We start from the raw sequence: 16,058 nt of genomic DNA, 5'->3' as shown, positions 1-16,058 counted from the left end.
CGGGGGCGGTGGCGGAGGGCCGGGCAGACCGTGGTTTCAAGCCCGTGAACGCGTTGTTTCGGTTGGTTCTACGTCCGATCGTCGACCCATGTCAACAGATTCGGGCAAATTCAAAGATGAGCGCAAAGCCCGTACGACCTCTTGCTTTTTCGGTCGGAGCGCGTATGGTCGGCCTGAAGCAAGCGCGAACAGACATGAAACGGACCCAATCCCACATGTACGCACCCGAGCGGCAGCAAGAGATCCTCCGCCTCGCTCAGAAGCAGGGCAGGGTGGACGTGCCGACACTCGCCGAGGACTTCGGCGTCACGCAGGAGACCATCCGGCGTGACCTGAGCGCCCTCGACCGGGCCGGTCTGCTGCACCGGGTGCACGGCGGCGCGCTGCCCGCCGGCGCGCTGCACCTGGAGCCCGGTCTGGCCGAACGGGACTCCACGGCCGCGACCGAGAAGGAACGCATCGCCAAGGCGGCCCTCGCCCTGCTGCCCGCCGAGGGCAGCGTGATCCTCGACGCCGGGACGACCGTCTCCCGGCTGGCCGGCCTGCTCCCCGCCGACTGCGGCCTCACCGTCGTCACCAACGCGCTCCCGGTCGCCGCCCGCCTGGCCGACCACCCCGGGCTCACCCTCCACCTGGTGGGCGGCCGACTGCGCCACCGCACCCAGGCCGCCGTCGACGCGTGGGCGCTGCGCGACCTGGCGGACGTCCACGCGGACGTCGCGGTGATCGCCACCAACGGCTTCTCCCCGGAGGGCGGCCTCTCGACGCCGGACCTCGCCGAGGCCGCCGTGAAACGGGCCATGCTCACCGGTGCCCGGCGGGTCGTCCTGGTGGCCGACTCCTCCAAGTACGGCGCCCGCCACTTCGCCCGCTTCGGCTCGCTGGACCAGGTGGACGTGCTGGTCACGGACACCGGGCTGACGGACGAGCAGGCCGCCGCGATCGAGAACCACGGACCGGAAGTCATCCGCGCATGATCGTCACCATCACCCCGAACCCCAGCCTCGATCGCACCTACGAACTGGGAACCCTCGTCCCGGGCGAGGTCAACCGGGCCTCGCACGACCGGCTCGATCCGGGCGGCAAGGGCGTCAACGTCTCCCGCGCGCTCACGGCCGCCGGCCACCGCACCAGCGCGGTCCTCCCCCTGGGCGGTGCCTCCGGGCAACTGCTCGCCGACCTGCTGCGCCGCCAGGGCATCGACGTCGCGGCGGTCACGATCGCGGGCGACACCCGGATCAACGTCTCGATCGCCGAGGACGGCGGCGCCCTCACGAAGATCAACGCCGTGGGCCCCGAACTCAGCGCCGCCGAGTCGGCCGCACTGCTCGCGCTCGTCCGCGACGCCCAGAAGACCGGGCAGGGCACCGGGAGCGACGTGCGGTGGCTCGCCTGCTGCGGCAGCCTGCCGCGCGGTCTCGCACCCGAGTGGTACGCGGACGTGGTCGCCCAGGCGCACTCGGGTGGTGCGCGGATCGCCCTCGACACCTCCGGTCCCGCGCTGCTGGCCGCGCTCTCGGCCCGCCCCGACGTGGTCAAGCCCAACCGGGAGGAACTCGCGGAGGCCGTGGGCCGCCCGGTCCGCACCGTCGGCGACGCCGTGGACGCGGCCCGGGAGCTGCGCGAGCTCGGCGCCCGGCAGGTCCTCGCCAGCCTCGGTGCGGACGGGATGCTGCTCGTCGCCGAGGACAGCTGGTACGGCACCGCACCGGTCGCCGCCGTCCGCAGCGACGTGGGAGCGGGCGACGCCTCGCTCGCGGGCTTCCTCGGCGCCGGCGGCACCGGCCCCGAGGCCCTCGTGGCGGCCCTGGCGCACGGCGCCGCCGCCGTACAACTGCCGGGGAGCGTCATGCCGACCCCGGCCCATCTGGACCCGGCCGCGGTGGTCGTGACGGCGGACCTCCCGCTCGACCGGCCGCTCCGCGGTTGAGAACGGCCTCCTGGGGACGGATTCGTCCTCAGGAGGCAGCACGCCCGGCCGTGTGGGACGGAAGGGCAGCGCTTCCCGGGGGCAAGGGACACCGTCAGGAACCAGTCGAAGGATCGACACGATGACCGACACGATGAGCGAGACCAGCGGGCTGATCACACCCGCACTCGTCGATCTCCACCTCGCCCCCGAGGACAAGAACGAAGCCCTCCGCGTCCTCGCCCAGAGGCTGGTCGCCGAGGGGCGAGTCACCGACCTCGACGGCTTCCTCGCCGACGTCGCCGCCCGGGAGGCCCAGGCCCCGACCGGAATGGGTGACGGGATCGGCATTCCGCACTGCCGGTCGACCCACGTCACGCAGCCGAGCCTGGCCTTCGGCCGCAGTGCCCGGGGGGTGGACTTCGACGCCCCGGACGGACGGCCCGCCGACCTGATCTTCATGATCGCGGCTCCGGCCGGCGCGGACGATACCCATCTGCGGATCCTCGCCGGGCTGGCCCGCCGCCTCATGGACCCCGCCTTCACCGGCGCCCTGCGCGACGCCGAGAGCCCGAGCGCGGTCGCGGCGCGGATCAACGGCGAGGAGCCGCCGGCCGGCGTCGCGGAGACGGCCGCTTCCGGCGGCGGGCTGCGGCTCGTCGCGGTGACCTCCTGCCCGACCGGCATCGCCCACACGTACATGGCCGCCAAGGCCCTGGAACTGGCCGCCGCCCGGGCGGGGGCGCGGATCCAGGTCGAGACCCAGGGGTCGGCCGGGGCGACGCCGCTCGACCCCGAGGTCATCACGGCGGCCGACGCGGTGATCTTCGCCCATGACGTGGAGATACGGGACCGGGCCCGCTTCGCCGGCAAGCCGACCGTCGACGTGGGCGTCAAGGCCGGGGTCAACCGCGCCGACGACCTGATCGCGCAGGCCGCCGGACTGGTCACCGAAGCCGGCGCGGCCGCGCGCGGCAGCACCGCCCCGGCCGCCGCGCCGGCCGCACCCGCGGGCGAGCACTGGGCGCAGCGGCTGCGCACGTACCTGATGACGGGCGTCAGCTACATGATCCCGTTCGTGGCGGCCGGCGGACTGCTGATCGCGCTCGCCTTCGCGATCGGCGGCTACCAGATCGCCTCCGCGCCGTCCGTGCTGGGCCACTTCGACTGGACCTCCTCGCACAGCTGGGCGGCGATGCTGTTCCAGACCGGCAAGACCTCCTTCGGCTTCCTGGTCCCCGTCCTCTCCGGGTACGTCGCCTGGGCGATCGCGGACCGGGCGGCACTGGCCGCCGGCATCGCCGGCGGTGCCGTCTCGGTGGCGGTCGGCGCGGGCTTCCTCGGCGGCATCGTGTCAGGCCTGGCCGCGGGCTTCCTGGTGCTGTGGATGATCCGCTGGAACGTGCCCCGGGCGATCAAGGGCATCATGCCGGTCGTGGTGATCCCGCTGCTGTCCGTGGCGGCGGTCGGCTTCCTGATGTTCGTGGTGGTCGGCTCGCCGATCGCCTCGGCGATGAACGGCCTGACCGGCTGGCTCAACGGCCTCTCCGGCTCCAACGCGATCCTGCTCGGCGTGCTGCTCGGCGCGATGATGGCCTTTGACATGGGAGGTCCGCTCAACAAGGTCGCCTACACCTTCGCGGCCGGTGTGCTCACCACCGCGGGTACCACCCCGGACGCCGGCAGCCTCAAGGTGATGGCCGCCGTGATGGCCGCGGGCATGACCCCGCCGCTGGGCATGGCCCTGGCGACCGTCGTCCGGCGCGGGCTGTTCACCCCGGAGGAGCGGGAGAACGGTAAGGCCGCCTGGGTGCTCGGAGCCTCGTTCATCACCGAGGGCGCGATCCCGTTCGCGGCGGCCGACCCGCTGCGCGTCATCCCGGCGGGCATCGCCGGCAGCATGACCGCCGGTGGTCTGGTCATGGCCTTCGGCTCCACCCTGCGTGCCCCGCACGGCGGGATCTGGGTGCTCCCCCTGATCGGCAGCCCGTTCCTCTACCTGGTCGCGATCGCGGCGGGCACGGTGGTCACCACGGCGGTGGTGGTGCTGCTCAAGGGCATGCGGAAGTCCGCCGCCGCCCCGGCGCCCTCCGCCTCCCTCGCCGGGAAGCAGCCGGCCGCCGTCTGACCCGACGGGCCGCGGGACGCCCGCCGGTGACCCGGCCGCCCGGTGGGAACGGGCGGCCGGGCCGGGAACCCGCCGGTCTCCGCGGCCCGCCGGCCGGTCGGCCGACGTACGCGTCAGCCGCCCCGGAGACCGACCGCCAGCGTCAGTTCGAGAACCCGGTGTGGCGACGCCAGATCCGGAAACAGCTCCCGGAGCTGCGCCATCCGGTACCGGACGGTCTGGGGGTGGACGAACAGCGCCGCCGCCGCCTCGTCCCGCCTGCCCTGGTGCAGCAGCCACGCCCGCAGCGTCTCCTCCAGCCGCCGTGCGGTCGCGACGGGCAAGGTCCGCAAGGGGGCGAGGGCCCGGGCGCGCAGGTCCGCGTACGCGTCCACGTCGGCGCTCAGCACCAGCTCCGGCAGGTGGTCCTCGGTGTCGCGGATTTCACGGGAGAGGGAGCGGGCACGTTCGGCTCGTGCGTACGAGGCGGACGCCCGCGTCCATGGCCGGGGCGGGCCGACCACGGCGGTGCGGTCGGTCAGCTGCCGCAACAGATGCGACCGGTCGGCATCCGGGACGAGCAGCACACCGGAGGCGTCCGGCAGATCGTCGAGGACGAGGGTGCCCGGGTCGAGCGTGCGGTAGGCGGGCCGGGCCTGGGCGGCGGGCAGCAGGACCGCGGTCAGTGAGACGGGGGGCTGCCACCCGGCCCGTTGAGCGGAGGCCAGCAGCACGTCGGGGCTCGCGCCGGCGAGGAGGTCGCGGGCCAGGTGTTCCAGGTGGCGCTCGTGGTCCCGGCCCCGGGCGGCCAGTTCGTCGGCGTGGCCGGCGGCGCTCGCGGCGGAGAGCTCGTCGATGTAGGCGAAGGTGAGCTCGGCGAACTTGGCGACCTCGGCGGCGGGCAGACCCGCGGGGACGGCACCCGCCGCCAGGCATCGCCAGGCCACGCGGGCGCCGACGCGGTAGGCGCTGAGCAGGGCGTCCATCGAACGGCCGTCGCGCACCTCGCCTCGGCCCAGCTCGTAGGCCGCGTCGCCGGCGTCGCCGCCCGTGGCGTTCCCGCTCGCGAGGTCCAGGTAGTGCCCGAGGGCGGTGCGGACGGCCCGGCGGATGGTGACGCCCATGCGGCCGGAAAGGGCGTTGGCGTAGGGAGGGACCTCGTCGATGATCGCCTGGACGACCTCGTCGGCGGTGGTCGTCAGCGCCGCGCGAAGCGCGGTGACCGTCGTCTGATCCAGGGCCGGTTCGGTGACCCTCCGGATGGGGTGGCTCATGTTTCATTCCCTGCGAACAATTCAGCCGGACAGATTTACGTCCTGCGGTCAGGACTTTACGCCTTGAGGCACATCAAGCTGGGGTCATGACGAGTGCAGCCCTCCGCAGTGGGGCGTGGAAACTGCTGGAGATGGTCACGACGCCGCTGCTGCCGTCGGACTACCTCGACCTGGTCAGTCCGCTGCGTGCGGGCGCCGACCTGCGCGGGCGCATCGAGGCCGTGCACCCCGAGACGGGTGACGCCTCGACCATCGTGATCAGACCGGGGCGGGGCTGGCGCGGCCACAGGGCCGGTCAGTACGTGCGGATCGGGGTCGACGTCGACGGGAGGCGCCTGTGGCGCGCCTACTCCCTCACCTCTCCGGCGAACCGCCGGGACGGCCGGATCACGATCACCGTGAAGGCGACCCCGGACGGCAAGGTCAGCAACCACCTGGTCCGCAGGGCGCGACCGGGCACGCTGATCCAGCTCGGCCAGGCGACCGGTGACTTCGTGCTGCCGCGGGCCAAGCCCGCCAAGGTGCTCTACCTGACGGCCGGCAGCGGCATCACGCCCGTGATGGGCATGCTGCGCGACACCGAGTTCGAGGACGCCGTCATGGTCCACTGCGCGCCACGGCCGCAGGACGTGATCTTCCGCGACGAACTGCACGACCTGGTCGCGAGCGGGAAGCTGCGGCTCACCGAGGTGCACACCGGCACGGACGGCAGGCTCGACATCGCCCGTCTCGGCGAACTGGTGCCCGACTGGGCCGCGCGCGAGACCTGGGCCTGCGGACCCGCGGGCCTGCTCGACGCGGCGGAGCGGCACTGGAGCGAGCACGGCGTCCGGGAGCTCCTGCACACCGAACGCTTCCACACCGCCGCCGTCGTCACCGGCGACGGCGGCGAGGTCACCTTCAGCGCCACCGGCAGGACCGTCGACGCGGACGGCGCCACGTCGTTGCTGGACGCCGGCGAGGAGGCCGGCGTCCTCATGCCGTCCGGGTGCCGCATGGGCATCTGCTTCGGCTGCGTCACGCCGCTCAAGGCCGGCGCCGTCCGCGACCTGCGCACCGGCGAGATCACCGAGGCGGAACCGGGCGTCCTCATCCAGACCTGTGTGTCCGCCGCGGCGGGCCCCTGCGACATCGAACGGTAGGACCAACTTGACCGCCATCGACCCCACCGCCCATCTGACCGCGGAGCAGATCGAGGAGCTCGGCCGCGAGCTGGACGCGATCCGCGATGAGGTGATCGCCAGCCGGGGGGAGAAGGACGCCGCCTACATCCGCAAGGTCATCTCGGCGCAGCGCAAGCTCGAGCTGGTCAGCAGGGGCGTGCTGCTGTTCTCGTTCTTCCCGCCCGCGTGGCTGATCGGCACCGCCGGGCTCTCCGTGGCGAAGATCATGGACAACATGGAGATCGGCCACAACATCCTGCACGGCCAGTGGGACTGGATGCGGGATCCGAAGATCCACTCCACCACCTGGGAGTGGGACCACGTCTCCCCGTCCGACCAGTGGAAGCACTCGCACAACGAGCTGCACCACACGTACACCAACGTGATCGGCAAGGACAACGACCTCGGCTACGGCATCATGCGCGTGGACGAGGACCAGAGGTGGCACCCGTTCCACCTCGGCCAGCCGCTGTGGAACTTCGTCAACGCCTGCTTCTTCGAGTACGGCATCGCGGCGTACGACCTGGAGCTCGGCAAGAACCTGCGGGGGCGCCGCCGCAAGGACCCGGAGTTCCGCGCGCGGGCCAGGGCCGTGGGCCGCAAGATCCGCAAGCAGGTGCTCAAGGACTACGTGATCCACCCGCTGCTGTCGGGCCCGTCGTTCCTCACCACGCTCGCCGCCACGTTCACCGCGAACCTGGTCCGCAACATCTGGACCCACTCGGTGATCATGTGCGGGCACTTCCCCGAGGGCGTGCAGGTCTTCGAGCGCCGGTCGATCAACGGCGAGACGCGCGGCCAGTGGTACCTGCGCCAGATGATGGGCTCGGCGAACATCAGCGGCGGCAGGGCCATGCACTTCATGACCGGCAACCTGTCGCACCAGATCGAGCACCACCTGTTCCCGGACCTGCCGAGCAACCGGTACGCCGAGGTCGCGGTGAAGGTGCGCGCGCTGTTCGAGAAGTACGAGCTGGAGTACGTCACCGGGCCGCTGCCGAAGCAGGTGTTCTCCGCGTGGCGCAAGGTCTTCCGGCTCTCGCTGCCGAACAGGAAGCCCAAGGCCGGGACGCCGGACCGCGAGCGGGAACTCGTCGCGGCCTGATTCCCCCGGCACCGGGCCGGGGGCTCACATCGGGGTCATCGGGCTCCGCAGGCCCGGCAGGGGCCAGTCCTGGAAGAGGGCCAGCACGGCCAGCGCCAGGAAGGCGAGGCCCGCGAGCCGGGCCAGCCGCGGCCCCCTGGACCAGAGCTTCTCCAGGAAGATCAGCACCGCCACCGCCGCCATCGCCGCGACGTTCATCACGCCGAGCGGGATCAGGACGACCATCAGCGCCCAGCAGCAGCCGACGCAGTACGCGCCGTGGTGGAGCCCCACCCTCAGGTCGCGCAGCCGCGGCCGGTACGCGGCGTAGCGCATCAGCTGGGCCATCGGGCTGCGGCAGTGGCGCAGGCAGACGTCCTTGAGCGGGCCCCACTGGTACAGCCCGGCCAGTGCGAAGGCGGCCGCGCCGATCCACTTCCCGGTGCCCGGGTCGCGGTCGACCAGGGCACCGGTGAGCGCCAGACCGCCGTACGCGAGGAGGCCGAACGCGGTCCACGCGATCAGGTAGCCGCAGAGGAAGGCCGTGGTGCGCAGCGCCCGTACGGCGCCTCCCGACTGGCGGGCGATCCCCCTGGCCCAGGTCACCGCGACGGGGGCGACGGAGGGCAGCATCATCGCCGCCATCATCGCCAGCCACAGCGGCAGGAACAGGGGCAGCGCCATCCCCATCGTGCCGGGCCCGACCCCCGTGCCCTCCGCCTGGCCCACGGTGAGCGCCCAGGCCAGGGCCGCGATGAGGACGATCAGCGACCAGGCGACGGCGAGGTCCCGGACCGGCAGCAGCGCTCCCGCCCGCAACGGGCCGTCCTTCGCGTCCGGCCGCTGAACCGTCGGCATGACGTACTCCCCTCGGACCCCCTTCCAGCACAGCACGGATCCCGGGGACGGCAACCCCCGCACCGCTGGTCTCCGGGGCGGCGCGGGCGCACGATGGAGGGGAGGAATGGAATCGACCGGTTCCGGCCGCCGGGCGCGGCCGGACGAACGCGGATCAACGGGTCCCGCCTTCCGCTCCCGCGACCCGCGGCCAAGGCTGTGTGAGGAGTGAGAGCGATGACACAGGCGGCAGAGGCCGTGCCGGCCTGGCGCCTGGCGGGCGACTGGTTCGACGTGTGCAAGTGCGACATTCCGTGCCCGTGCTCGTTCGCCCAGCCGCCGACCACCGGCGACTGCGAAGGCATTCTGGTGTGGCACATCCGCGAGGGCACCTACGGCGACGTCCGGCTCGACGGCCTGAACATGGCGATGCTCGGCTCCTTCACCGGCAACATCTGGGCGGAGCACTCGGACTCGTACGCGGCGTTCCTCTTCGACGAGCGGGCCGACGACGGGCAGCGCCAGGCCCTCCAGATGATCTTCAGCGGCCAGGCCGGCAGCTGGCCCGCGCAGCTGGTGACCATGGGCGCCTTCGAGGTGCGGGGTATGGACTTCGCGCCCATCGAGGTGGAGATCGACGAGGACCTGGCCACCTGGCGGGCCGCCGTTCCCGGGGTGTTCGAGGCCCGCGCCGAGGCGCTCACGGGACCGACCACCCCGGACGGTGCCCGCGTGCAGTCGACCAACCTGCCCGGCTGCGAGACCGGCCCCGGTCAGCTCGCCACCTGGGGCCGCGCCACCACGGACCGGGCCGACGCCTTCGGCTTCACCTGGAACCGCACCGGGAAGTCCAGCAAGACCATCACCTTCGACTGGTCCGGCCCCGGCTGAGGACCGCCACCGCGAGTCCGGCTCCCACGCAGCCCTACCCTGGAGAGCCGAGAGCGGAGAGTGAAGGGTGGGACTGCGGTGAGTGAACTGACGAAGCCCGAGGTCGAGGTCCCGGAGGGAGAGGCTCCCGAGGAGCTGACCGTCCGGGACCTCGTCGTCGGGGACGGGGCCGAGGCGAAGCCGGGCAGGGTCGTCCGGGTCCACTACGTGGGGGTGACCTTCGCGTCCGGAGCGGAGTTCGACGCCTCCTGGGACCGGGGGGAGCCGTTCAAGTTCGCCGTGGGCGGCGGCAGGGTCATCAAGGGGTGGGACCGGGGGATCCGGGGGATGAGGGTCGGCGGGCGGCGCGAGATCATCGTTCCCCCGCGCCTCGGCTACGGCAAGCAGTCGCCCTCGCGGCTGATCCCGGCGGGGTCGACCCTCGTCTTCGTGGTGGACCTGCTCTCGGTGGTCTGAGCCCCGCGCTCAGCCCTCGACCGCCGTTTCGGCCGGCTGCCGCACGGCGGGCGGGGTGCGGATCAGGAGGGCGACCAGGACGGCCAGTGCGCCGAGTACGGCGCCGACCCCGAAGCCCCAGCGGACGCCGGTGGCCAGGGCGCCGGTGGGTTCTGCGCCGCCCGCCGCCGCCGTGGCGGCGTGTCCCGACATGACGCTGATGACCAGGGCGGTTCCGGCGGCGGCCGCGACCTGCTGGAGCGAGCCGAGGATGGCGGAGCCGTGCGGGTAGAGGTGCGGCGGCAGCACGGAGAGGCCGGAGGTGAAGACGGGGGTGAAGACGAACGCCATCCCCGCGCTCAGGGCCACGTGGAGGGCGAGCACCAGCCACGGCGAGGTGCCCTCGCCGGTGAGCGTGAACAGGGCGAGGCACAGGGCGGTGAGCGCGGCGCCCGGTATGACCAGGCGCGGTGCGCCGACCCGGTCGTAGACCTTGCCGACCTGGGGTCCGAGCAGGCCCATGGTCAGGCCGCCGGGGATCAGGAGCAGCCCGGTCTGCAGGGACGTCAGGCCGCAGACCTCCTGGAGGTAGATCGGCAGGAGGATGAACGCGCCCATGAGCGCCATGAAGGACAGGCACATCAGGCCGAGCGCCACCGTGAAGTGGCGGAAGGTCAGGGTGCGGAGGTCGAGCAGCGGGGTGGACGAGCGCTGGAGCGCCAGCTGCCGCCAGGCGAACAGGCCCACCAGGGCGGCGCCCGCCAGGGTGGTCACCAGCGGGGGGATACGGTCCGAGGCCGCGTTCGCGGCGCCGAGCCGGCTCAGGCCGTAGACGAGGGCGCCGAAGCCCGCCGCCGCCAGCGGGACGGACGGCCAGTCGATCGGGCCGGCCTGCGGCTCGCCGACGTTGACGAGGTGGCGCCGGCCGAAGACGGCCATGGCGGCGGCGATGGGCAGCACGGCCAGGAACAGCAGGCGCCACGAGCCGATCTGGAGCAGCACGCCGGAGACGGCGGGGCCGAGGGCGGGTGCGACGGAGATGACCAGGGTGATGTTGCCCATGACGCGGCCCCGGTCCTGCGGGGGTACGAGGGTCATCAGCGTGGTCATCAGCAGCGGCATCATGACGGCGGTGCCGCTCGCCTGGACGACGCGGGCGGCGAGCAGGACGGGGAAGGCGGGCGCCGCGGCGGCCAGGGCCGTACCGGTGAGGAAGAGCGCCATGGCCAGGGTGAAGGCGGTCCGGGTCGTCACGCGCTGGAGGAACCACCCGGTGACGGGGATGACGACGGCCATGGTGAGCATGAAGGCCGTGGAGAGCCATCCCGCGGCGGCGGCGGTGACCTCGAACTCGCGCATGAGCCGGGGGATCGCGTTGACCATGATCGTCTCGTTGAGGAAGACGACGAACGTGGACAGCACGAGGATCCGCAGCACGGCGGTGACGCGGGCCGGGGGGAGGGTGGGCGTTTCGAGGGGTGCGGGCATGGCGCCTTCCGTCGGGTGAGTCTCCTGCGCACGTGGCGGGTCACCTGCTAGGACCGCCGCGCCGGGAGGAACTCATCGGTGTTCCCTCTCCGATCTTCTCGGTGCCGCCGCCCGGGCTCAACCCGTTTTGGCGACGGTGCCCGTGTGATCACGCCGCCGCCGGCCGGAGGGGCTCCGGCCGGCGGCGGCGTTCAGGCGCCGTCCCGTTCGAACGTGCGCAGGAGGTCGGCGGCGACCCCCACCGCGATCGCGGCGGGTTCCTTGCCGGTGATCTCCGCCATGCCGATCGGGGTCTTGATGCGGTCGATGGCCGCGTCGTCATGGCCGCCCTCGGTGGACAGGCGGTGGCGGAACCTGGTCCATTTGGCCGCCGAGCCGATCAGGCCGATGGTGCCCAGACCGGGGGTGCGCAGGGCGGCGTCGCACAGGGCGGCGTCCTCGGCGTGGTCGTGCGTCATGATCAGCACGTGGGTGCCGGGGGCCAGTTCGCCGAGCACCTCCTCCGGGAGCAGCGGGGTGTGGTGGACGTGGACCTGCGCCACCGCGTCCCCGAGGACGGCGAGCCGTTCCTCGGCGAGCTGGTCGGGGCGGGTGTCGATCAGGTGCAGGTCGAGGTCGAAACGGGCCAGGATGCGGGCCAGTTCGAGTCCGACGTGCCCGACGCCGAAGACCGCCACCGCCGGGACGACCGGCAGGGGTTCGAGCAGGACGCTGACGGCGCCGCCGCAGCACTGCACTCCGTGCCGGCCGGTGACCTTGTCGTTGAGGGCGAATTCCAGGAGTTCCGGTTCCGCTCCGGGGGTCCCGATCACCTCGCGGGCCCGGTCGATGGCGACGGCCTCGATGTTGCCTCCGCCGATCGAACCCCAGGTCCCGGTCCGTCCCACGACGAGTTTGGCGCCGGCCTTGCGGGGTGCGTGGCCGCGCACGGTCGCGACGGTCACGAGCGCGCCGGGTTCCCGGCGGTCCCGCAACCGCGCGACCGCGGCCACCCAGGTCATGTCAGGCATGGCTCAGGGCGCTCGTGCCGGTGCGCGACGGCACGCCGGCGCGGGCCGCCTCGATCGCCCAGTACACCGCTTCCGGGGTCGCGGGGGAGGCGAGTTCCACACTGGCCCCGGCCGGGCCGAAGGCGGCCGCCGCCTGCCGCAGTGCCTCGCGGACCGAGAACGCCAGCATCAGCGGGGGCTCGCCGACCGCCTTCGAGCCGTAGACCGCCCCCTCCTCGGTGGCGTTCGTCAGCAGGGTGACGTGGAACTCCTCGGGCATCTCCGAGAAGCTGGGCAGTTTGTAGGTGCTGGCGGCCTGCGTCAGCAGCCGGCCGCGGCCCGGTCCGTCGCCGGTGTCCCAGCGCATGTCCTCCAGGGTGAGCCAGCCGGCGCCCTGGACGAAGCCGCCCTCGACCTGCCCGATGTCGATCATCGGGGAGAGGCTGTCGCCGACGTCGTGCACAATGTCGACGCGCCGGATGCGGTAGGCGCCGGTGAAGCCGTCCACCTCCACCTCGGTGGCGGCGGCGCCGTGGGCGAAGTACTTGAACGGCGAGCCGTGGAAGGCCTTCGCGTCCCAGTGCAGCCCCTCGGTGCGGTAGAAGCCGGCCGCCGAGAGCTGGACCCGCTGGAGGTAGGCGGTGCGGACCAGGTCGTCCCAGGCCAGCTCGCGGTCGCCGCCGAGGACGCGGGCGACGCCCTCGACGATGCGCACGTCCGAGGCGTTGGCGCCGAGCTGGGTGCCGGCCACCTCCAGCAGGCGGCCGCGCAGCTGTTCGCAGGCGTTCTTCACGGCCGCGCCGTTGAGGTCCGCTCCGGCGCTGGCGGCGGTGGCGGAGGTGTTGGGCACCTTGTCGGTGCGGGTCGGTGCCAGCCGGACCTTGTGCAGGGGGATGCCCAGGGTGGTCGCGGCGACCTGGATCATCTTGGTGTGCAGGCCCTGGCCCATCTCGGTGCCGCCGTGGTTGATCAGGACCGAGCCGTCCTTGTAGATCAGCACCAGCGCGCCGCCCTGGTTGAAGGCGGTGAGGTTGAAGGAGATGCCGAACTTGATGCCGGTGAGGGCGAGGGCCCGCTTGGTGTCCGGGTGCGCGGCGTTGAAGGCCGCGATCTCGCGCCGGCGGTCGGCGAGGGCGCCGTTCTCCTTGACCTGCTCCCAGACGGCGGTGATCCGTTCGGGCTGGGTGACGGGCTGCCCGTACGGGGTGTGCTGGCCGGGGCGGTAGAAGTTGCGCTCCCGCAGCTCGGTGGGGTCGAGGCCGAGAAGGGGCGCGCACCGGCCCATGACGTCCTCGATCACCAGCATGCCCTGGGGGCCGCCGAAGCCCCGGAAGGCGGTGTTGGAGACCTTGTTGGTCTTGGCGACGCGACCGGAGACGCGCGCGTTGGGGATCCAGTAGGTGTTGTCGATGTGGCACAGGGCCCGGGCCACGACCGGCTCGGACAGGTCCAGGCTCCAGCCGCCGTCGGCGGTGAGGGTGGCCTCCAGGGCCTGGATGCGGCCCTCGGCGTCGAAGCCGATCTTCCAGGCGGCGTGGAACCCGTGGCGCTTGCCCGACATGGTCAGGTCCTGGGTCCGGTTGAGCCTGACGCGGACGGGCCGGCCGGTGAGCCTGGCGCCGAGGGCGGCGACGGCCGCGAACCCGTGCGGCTGCATCTCCTTGCCGCCGAAGCCGCCGCCCATCCGCAGGCACTGCACGGTCACCTCGTGGCTGTGCAGCCCGAGGACGTGCGCGACGATCTCCTGGGTTTCGGAGGGGTGCTGGGTGCTGCTCTGGACGAAGACCTGTCCGGCCTCGTCGATGTGGGCGAGGGCCGCGTGGGTCTCGAGGTAGAAGTGCTCCTGCTCGGAGAAGCGGAACTCGCCCGTGAACACGTGCGCGGAGTCGGCGAATCCGGCGTCGACGTCGCCGGCCAGCATGACGGGGCGGGCCCCGTGGAAGCTCTCGGCCTCGATCGCCTCCGACAGGGTGACCAGCGAGGGCAGTTCGTCGAGTTCCACCTCGACGGCGGCGGCGCCGAGCCGGGCGGCCTCCAGGGTCTCGCCGAGCACCCAGGCGACGGCGTGGCCGTGGAACATGACCGTGTCGGGGAAGAGGGGCTCGTCGTGCTTCATCCCGGCGTCGTTGACGCCGGGCACGTCGGCCGCGGTCAGTACGCGGACGACGCCGGGCACTTCGAGCGCGGGTCCGGTGCGCAGGGCGGTGATCCGGCCGTGGGCCTTCATGACCTGGACCGGGTAGGCGTGCAGGACGTCCTTGGTGCGGTGGATCAGGTCGTCGGTGTAGAGGGCGGCGCCGGTGACGTGCAGGCCGGCGCTCTCGTGCGGCAGGGGGAGCCCGACGGCGGGCTTTTCGGGGCGCTGGGACAACTGGCTCATGAAGACACCGCCTCGGTGGTCTGTGCGTACAGCTTCAGCAGGCTCTGGCCGAGCATCGCGGAGCGGTACCCGGCGCTGGCGCGGTGGTCGTCCATGGGCGTGCCCTCGGCCCTGAGCACCTCGGCCGCGGCCTCGGCGGTCTCCCGGGTCCAGGCCCGGCCCTCCAGGGCGGCCTCGGTGGCGAGGGCGCGGATCGGGGTGGCGGCGACGCCGCCGAGGCCGATGCGCGCCTTGCGGACGGTCCCGTCCTGGATGTCGAGGGCGAAGGCGACGGCGACGCTGGAGATGTCGTCGAAACGCCGTTTGGCGATCTTGTGGAAGGCCGTGACGGGCGACAGCGGCAGCGGGACGCGGACGGCGCGGATGAGTTCGCCGGGGCGGCGCACGCTCTGCCGGTAGCCGGTGAAGTAGGCGGCGAGGGGGACTTCGCGTTCGCCGTCGGCGTCGGCGAGGACCACCGACGCCTCCAGTGCGAGCAGCACCGGCGGGCTGTCGCCGATGGGCGAGCCGGTGCCCAGGTTGCCGCCGAGGGTGGCGCTGTTGCGGATGAGCCGGGAGGCGAACTGGGGGAAGAGCTCCGCGAGGAGGGGGACGCGGCCGGCGAGGCGGCGTTCGATCTCGGTGAGGGTCTGGGCGGCGCCGATCTCGATGTGGCCGGACGCGATGTCCAGGGCGCGCAGTTCGGGCAGCCGGTCGACGGCGATCACGCAATCGGCGCGGCGGGAGCGGATGTTGACCTCGACGCCCCAGTCGGTGCTGCCGGCGACGACGACGGCCCCGGGCCGCTCGCGCAGCAGCCGCAGCGCTTCGGCCAGGGTGCCCGGCCGCAGGAAGGCTGCGCCGCCCTGGGTGTAGGCGGTGGCGGCGGGCCCGGGCGGGGCCTGCTCGCGGCGCCGCGCGAGGGGGTCGTCCCCGGTGGGCGTGCCGACGGCGAACGCGGCGTCGCGGATGGGGCGGTAGCCGGTGCAGCGGCAGAGGTTGCCGCTCAGGGCGTGCAGGTCGAAGCCGTTCGGGCCGTGTTCGGGGCCGGCTCCGGCGTCCGTCGCGGCGTGGGCGCAGCGGTCGGGACGGTAGTACTCGGCGGCCATGCTGCAGACGAACCCGGGGGTGCAGTAGCCGCATTGGGAGCCGCCGCGGACGGCCATCTCCTCCTGGACGGGGTGCAGGGCCGGCGGGGTGCCGGGCTCGCCCGCGGTGGCGAGGCCTTCGGAGGTGACGACCTCCTGGCCGTCGAGTGCCGCGGCCGGCACCAGGCAGGCGTTGACGGCCACCCAGTCGGTGGGCTTGTCCACGCCGGGCCGGGCCACCAGGACCGAGCAGGCACCACACTCGCCTTCGGCGCAGCCCTCCTTGGTGCCGGTGAGGCCGCGTTCGCGCAGGAAGTCCAGCACCGTGGTGTGGGGCGCGGCCGGCGCGAGCGGGGTCTCTTTCCCGTTGACGGTGAGGTGTGCCGCTGTCATCGCGCGGCCTCATTTCCGAACATAACGGGGTTGGTCGTCCT

At 72.8% G+C, this 16,058-nt stretch carries 13 protein-coding genes; 7 read left to right on the top strand and 6 right to left on the bottom strand.

Features of this window, described 5'->3' with window-relative positions:
- Positions 1-215 precede the first annotated feature (215 nt).
- The 3 genes from ABT403_RS28550 to ABT403_RS28540 all read left to right on the top strand — a co-directional run bounded on the left by ABT403_RS28550 (position 216) and on the right by ABT403_RS28540 (position 4,037).
- The gene (locus ABT403_RS28550; RefSeq protein WP_344150341.1) at positions 216-977 is read left to right on the top strand and encodes a DeoR/GlpR family DNA-binding transcription regulator; all 762 of its coding nucleotides are present in this window, start codon (positions 216-218) and stop codon (positions 975-977) included.
- The gene (pfkB, locus tag ABT403_RS28545) at positions 974-1,930 is read left to right on the top strand and encodes a 1-phosphofructokinase (RefSeq protein WP_344150338.1); all 957 of its coding nucleotides are present in this window, start codon (positions 974-976) and stop codon (positions 1,928-1,930) included. The genes ABT403_RS28550 and pfkB overlap by 4 nt, the downstream gene beginning before the upstream one ends.
- Positions 1,931-2,051: 121 nt before the next feature.
- Entirely contained in the window at positions 2,052-4,037 is a 1,986-nt protein-coding gene (locus ABT403_RS28540) for a PTS fructose transporter subunit IIABC (protein ID WP_344150335.1), read from the top strand.
- Between the two features lie 113 nt (positions 4,038-4,150).
- Here the strand turns inward: ABT403_RS28540 and ABT403_RS28535 are convergent, their stop codons facing one another.
- Positions 4,151-5,290 (bottom strand): PucR family transcriptional regulator, encoded by a 1,140-nt coding sequence (locus tag ABT403_RS28535; protein ID WP_344150332.1) that lies wholly within the window; start codon positions 5,288-5,290, stop codon positions 4,151-4,153.
- A gap of 131 nt (positions 5,291-5,421) precedes the next feature.
- Here ABT403_RS28535 and ABT403_RS28530 point away from each other — a divergent pair, with 131 nt between their 5' ends.
- Positions 5,422-6,432, top strand: coding sequence for a ferredoxin reductase (locus ABT403_RS28530; protein ID WP_344150932.1), 1,011 nt, complete (start codon positions 5,422-5,424; stop codon positions 6,430-6,432).
- Between the two features lie 7 nt (positions 6,433-6,439).
- Entirely contained in the window at positions 6,440-7,558 is a 1,119-nt protein-coding gene (locus tag ABT403_RS28525) for a fatty acid desaturase family protein (protein ID WP_344150329.1), read from the top strand.
- Positions 7,559-7,582: 24 nt separating this feature from the next.
- On the opposite strand, the gene ABT403_RS28520 is transcribed toward ABT403_RS28525, so the two are convergent.
- Complete coding sequence (locus tag ABT403_RS28520) at positions 7,583-8,395, bottom strand: DUF2182 domain-containing protein (protein WP_344150326.1); 813 nt, start codon at positions 8,393-8,395, stop codon at positions 7,583-7,585.
- Between the two features lie 216 nt (positions 8,396-8,611).
- Here ABT403_RS28520 and ABT403_RS28515 point away from each other — a divergent pair, with 216 nt between their 5' ends.
- Both ABT403_RS28515 and ABT403_RS28510 read left to right on the top strand, forming a co-directional pair.
- On the top strand, positions 8,612-9,265 hold the full coding sequence (locus ABT403_RS28515) for a DUF1326 domain-containing protein (RefSeq protein WP_344150323.1): 654 nt from the start codon (positions 8,612-8,614) through the stop codon (positions 9,263-9,265).
- A gap of 78 nt (positions 9,266-9,343) precedes the next feature.
- Entirely contained in the window at positions 9,344-9,721 is a 378-nt protein-coding gene (locus ABT403_RS28510) for an FKBP-type peptidyl-prolyl cis-trans isomerase (protein ID WP_344150320.1), read from the top strand.
- Positions 9,722-9,730: 9 nt separating this feature from the next.
- Here the strand turns inward: ABT403_RS28510 and ABT403_RS28505 are convergent, their stop codons facing one another.
- From ABT403_RS28505 to ABT403_RS28490, 4 genes are all read right to left on the bottom strand, one after another.
- A complete protein-coding gene (locus tag ABT403_RS28505) occupies positions 9,731-11,188 on the bottom strand; it encodes a DHA2 family efflux MFS transporter permease subunit (RefSeq protein ID WP_344150317.1) in 1,458 nt (485 codons plus the stop codon).
- Between the two features lie 191 nt (positions 11,189-11,379).
- Complete coding sequence (xdhC, locus tag ABT403_RS28500) at positions 11,380-12,189, bottom strand: xanthine dehydrogenase accessory protein XdhC (protein WP_344150929.1); 810 nt, start codon at positions 12,187-12,189, stop codon at positions 11,380-11,382.
- 1 nt (position 12,190) lies between these two features.
- On the bottom strand, positions 12,191-14,557 hold the full coding sequence (gene xdhB, locus ABT403_RS28495; RefSeq protein ID WP_344150314.1) for a xanthine dehydrogenase molybdopterin binding subunit: 2,367 nt from the start codon (positions 14,555-14,557) through the stop codon (positions 12,191-12,193).
- Positions 14,554-16,017 (bottom strand): xanthine dehydrogenase small subunit, encoded by a 1,464-nt coding sequence (locus tag ABT403_RS28490; protein WP_344150311.1) that lies wholly within the window; start codon positions 16,015-16,017, stop codon positions 14,554-14,556. The genes xdhB and ABT403_RS28490 overlap by 4 nt, the downstream gene beginning before the upstream one ends.
- Positions 16,018-16,058: the final 41 nt, after the last annotated feature.

The organism is Streptomyces sp. NPDC000075, assembly GCF_040301925.1.
In the GTDB taxonomy this organism is placed as follows: domain Bacteria; phylum Actinomycetota; class Actinomycetes; order Streptomycetales; family Streptomycetaceae; genus Streptomyces; species Streptomyces polychromogenes.
This window is presented reverse-complemented; position numbering and strand designations above follow the sequence as displayed.

What these genes read in the sequence shown, in the direction of transcription:
- ABT403_RS28550 (WP_344150341.1), top strand. Translation starts at nt 216, where the DNA reads ATGTACGCACCCGAGCGGCAGCAAGAGATCCTCCGCCTCGCTCAGAAG.
- pfkB (WP_344150338.1), top strand. Translation starts at nt 974, where the DNA reads ATGATCGTCACCATCACCCCGAACCCCAGCCTCGATCGCACCTACGAA.
- ABT403_RS28540 (WP_344150335.1), top strand. Translation starts at nt 2,052, where the DNA reads ATGACCGACACGATGAGCGAGACCAGCGGGCTGATCACACCCGCACTC.
- ABT403_RS28535 (WP_344150332.1), bottom strand. Translation starts at nt 5,290, where the DNA reads ATGAGCCACCCCATCCGGAGGGTCACCGAACCGGCCCTGGATCAGACG.
- ABT403_RS28530 (WP_344150932.1), top strand. Translation starts at nt 5,422, where the DNA reads ATGGTCACGACGCCGCTGCTGCCGTCGGACTACCTCGACCTGGTCAGT.
- ABT403_RS28520 (WP_344150326.1), bottom strand. Translation starts at nt 8,395, where the DNA reads ATGCCGACGGTTCAGCGGCCGGACGCGAAGGACGGCCCGTTGCGGGCG.
- ABT403_RS28515 (WP_344150323.1), top strand. Translation starts at nt 8,612, where the DNA reads ATGACACAGGCGGCAGAGGCCGTGCCGGCCTGGCGCCTGGCGGGCGAC.
- ABT403_RS28505 (WP_344150317.1), bottom strand. Translation starts at nt 11,188, where the DNA reads ATGCCCGCACCCCTCGAAACGCCCACCCTCCCCCCGGCCCGCGTCACC.
- xdhC (WP_344150929.1), bottom strand. Translation starts at nt 12,189, where the DNA reads ATGACCTGGGTGGCCGCGGTCGCGCGGTTGCGGGACCGCCGGGAACCC.
- xdhB (WP_344150314.1), bottom strand. Translation starts at nt 14,557, where the DNA reads ATGAGCCAGTTGTCCCAGCGCCCCGAAAAGCCCGCCGTCGGGCTCCCC.
- ABT403_RS28490 (WP_344150311.1), bottom strand. Translation starts at nt 16,017, where the DNA reads ATGACAGCGGCACACCTCACCGTCAACGGGAAAGAGACCCCGCTCGCG.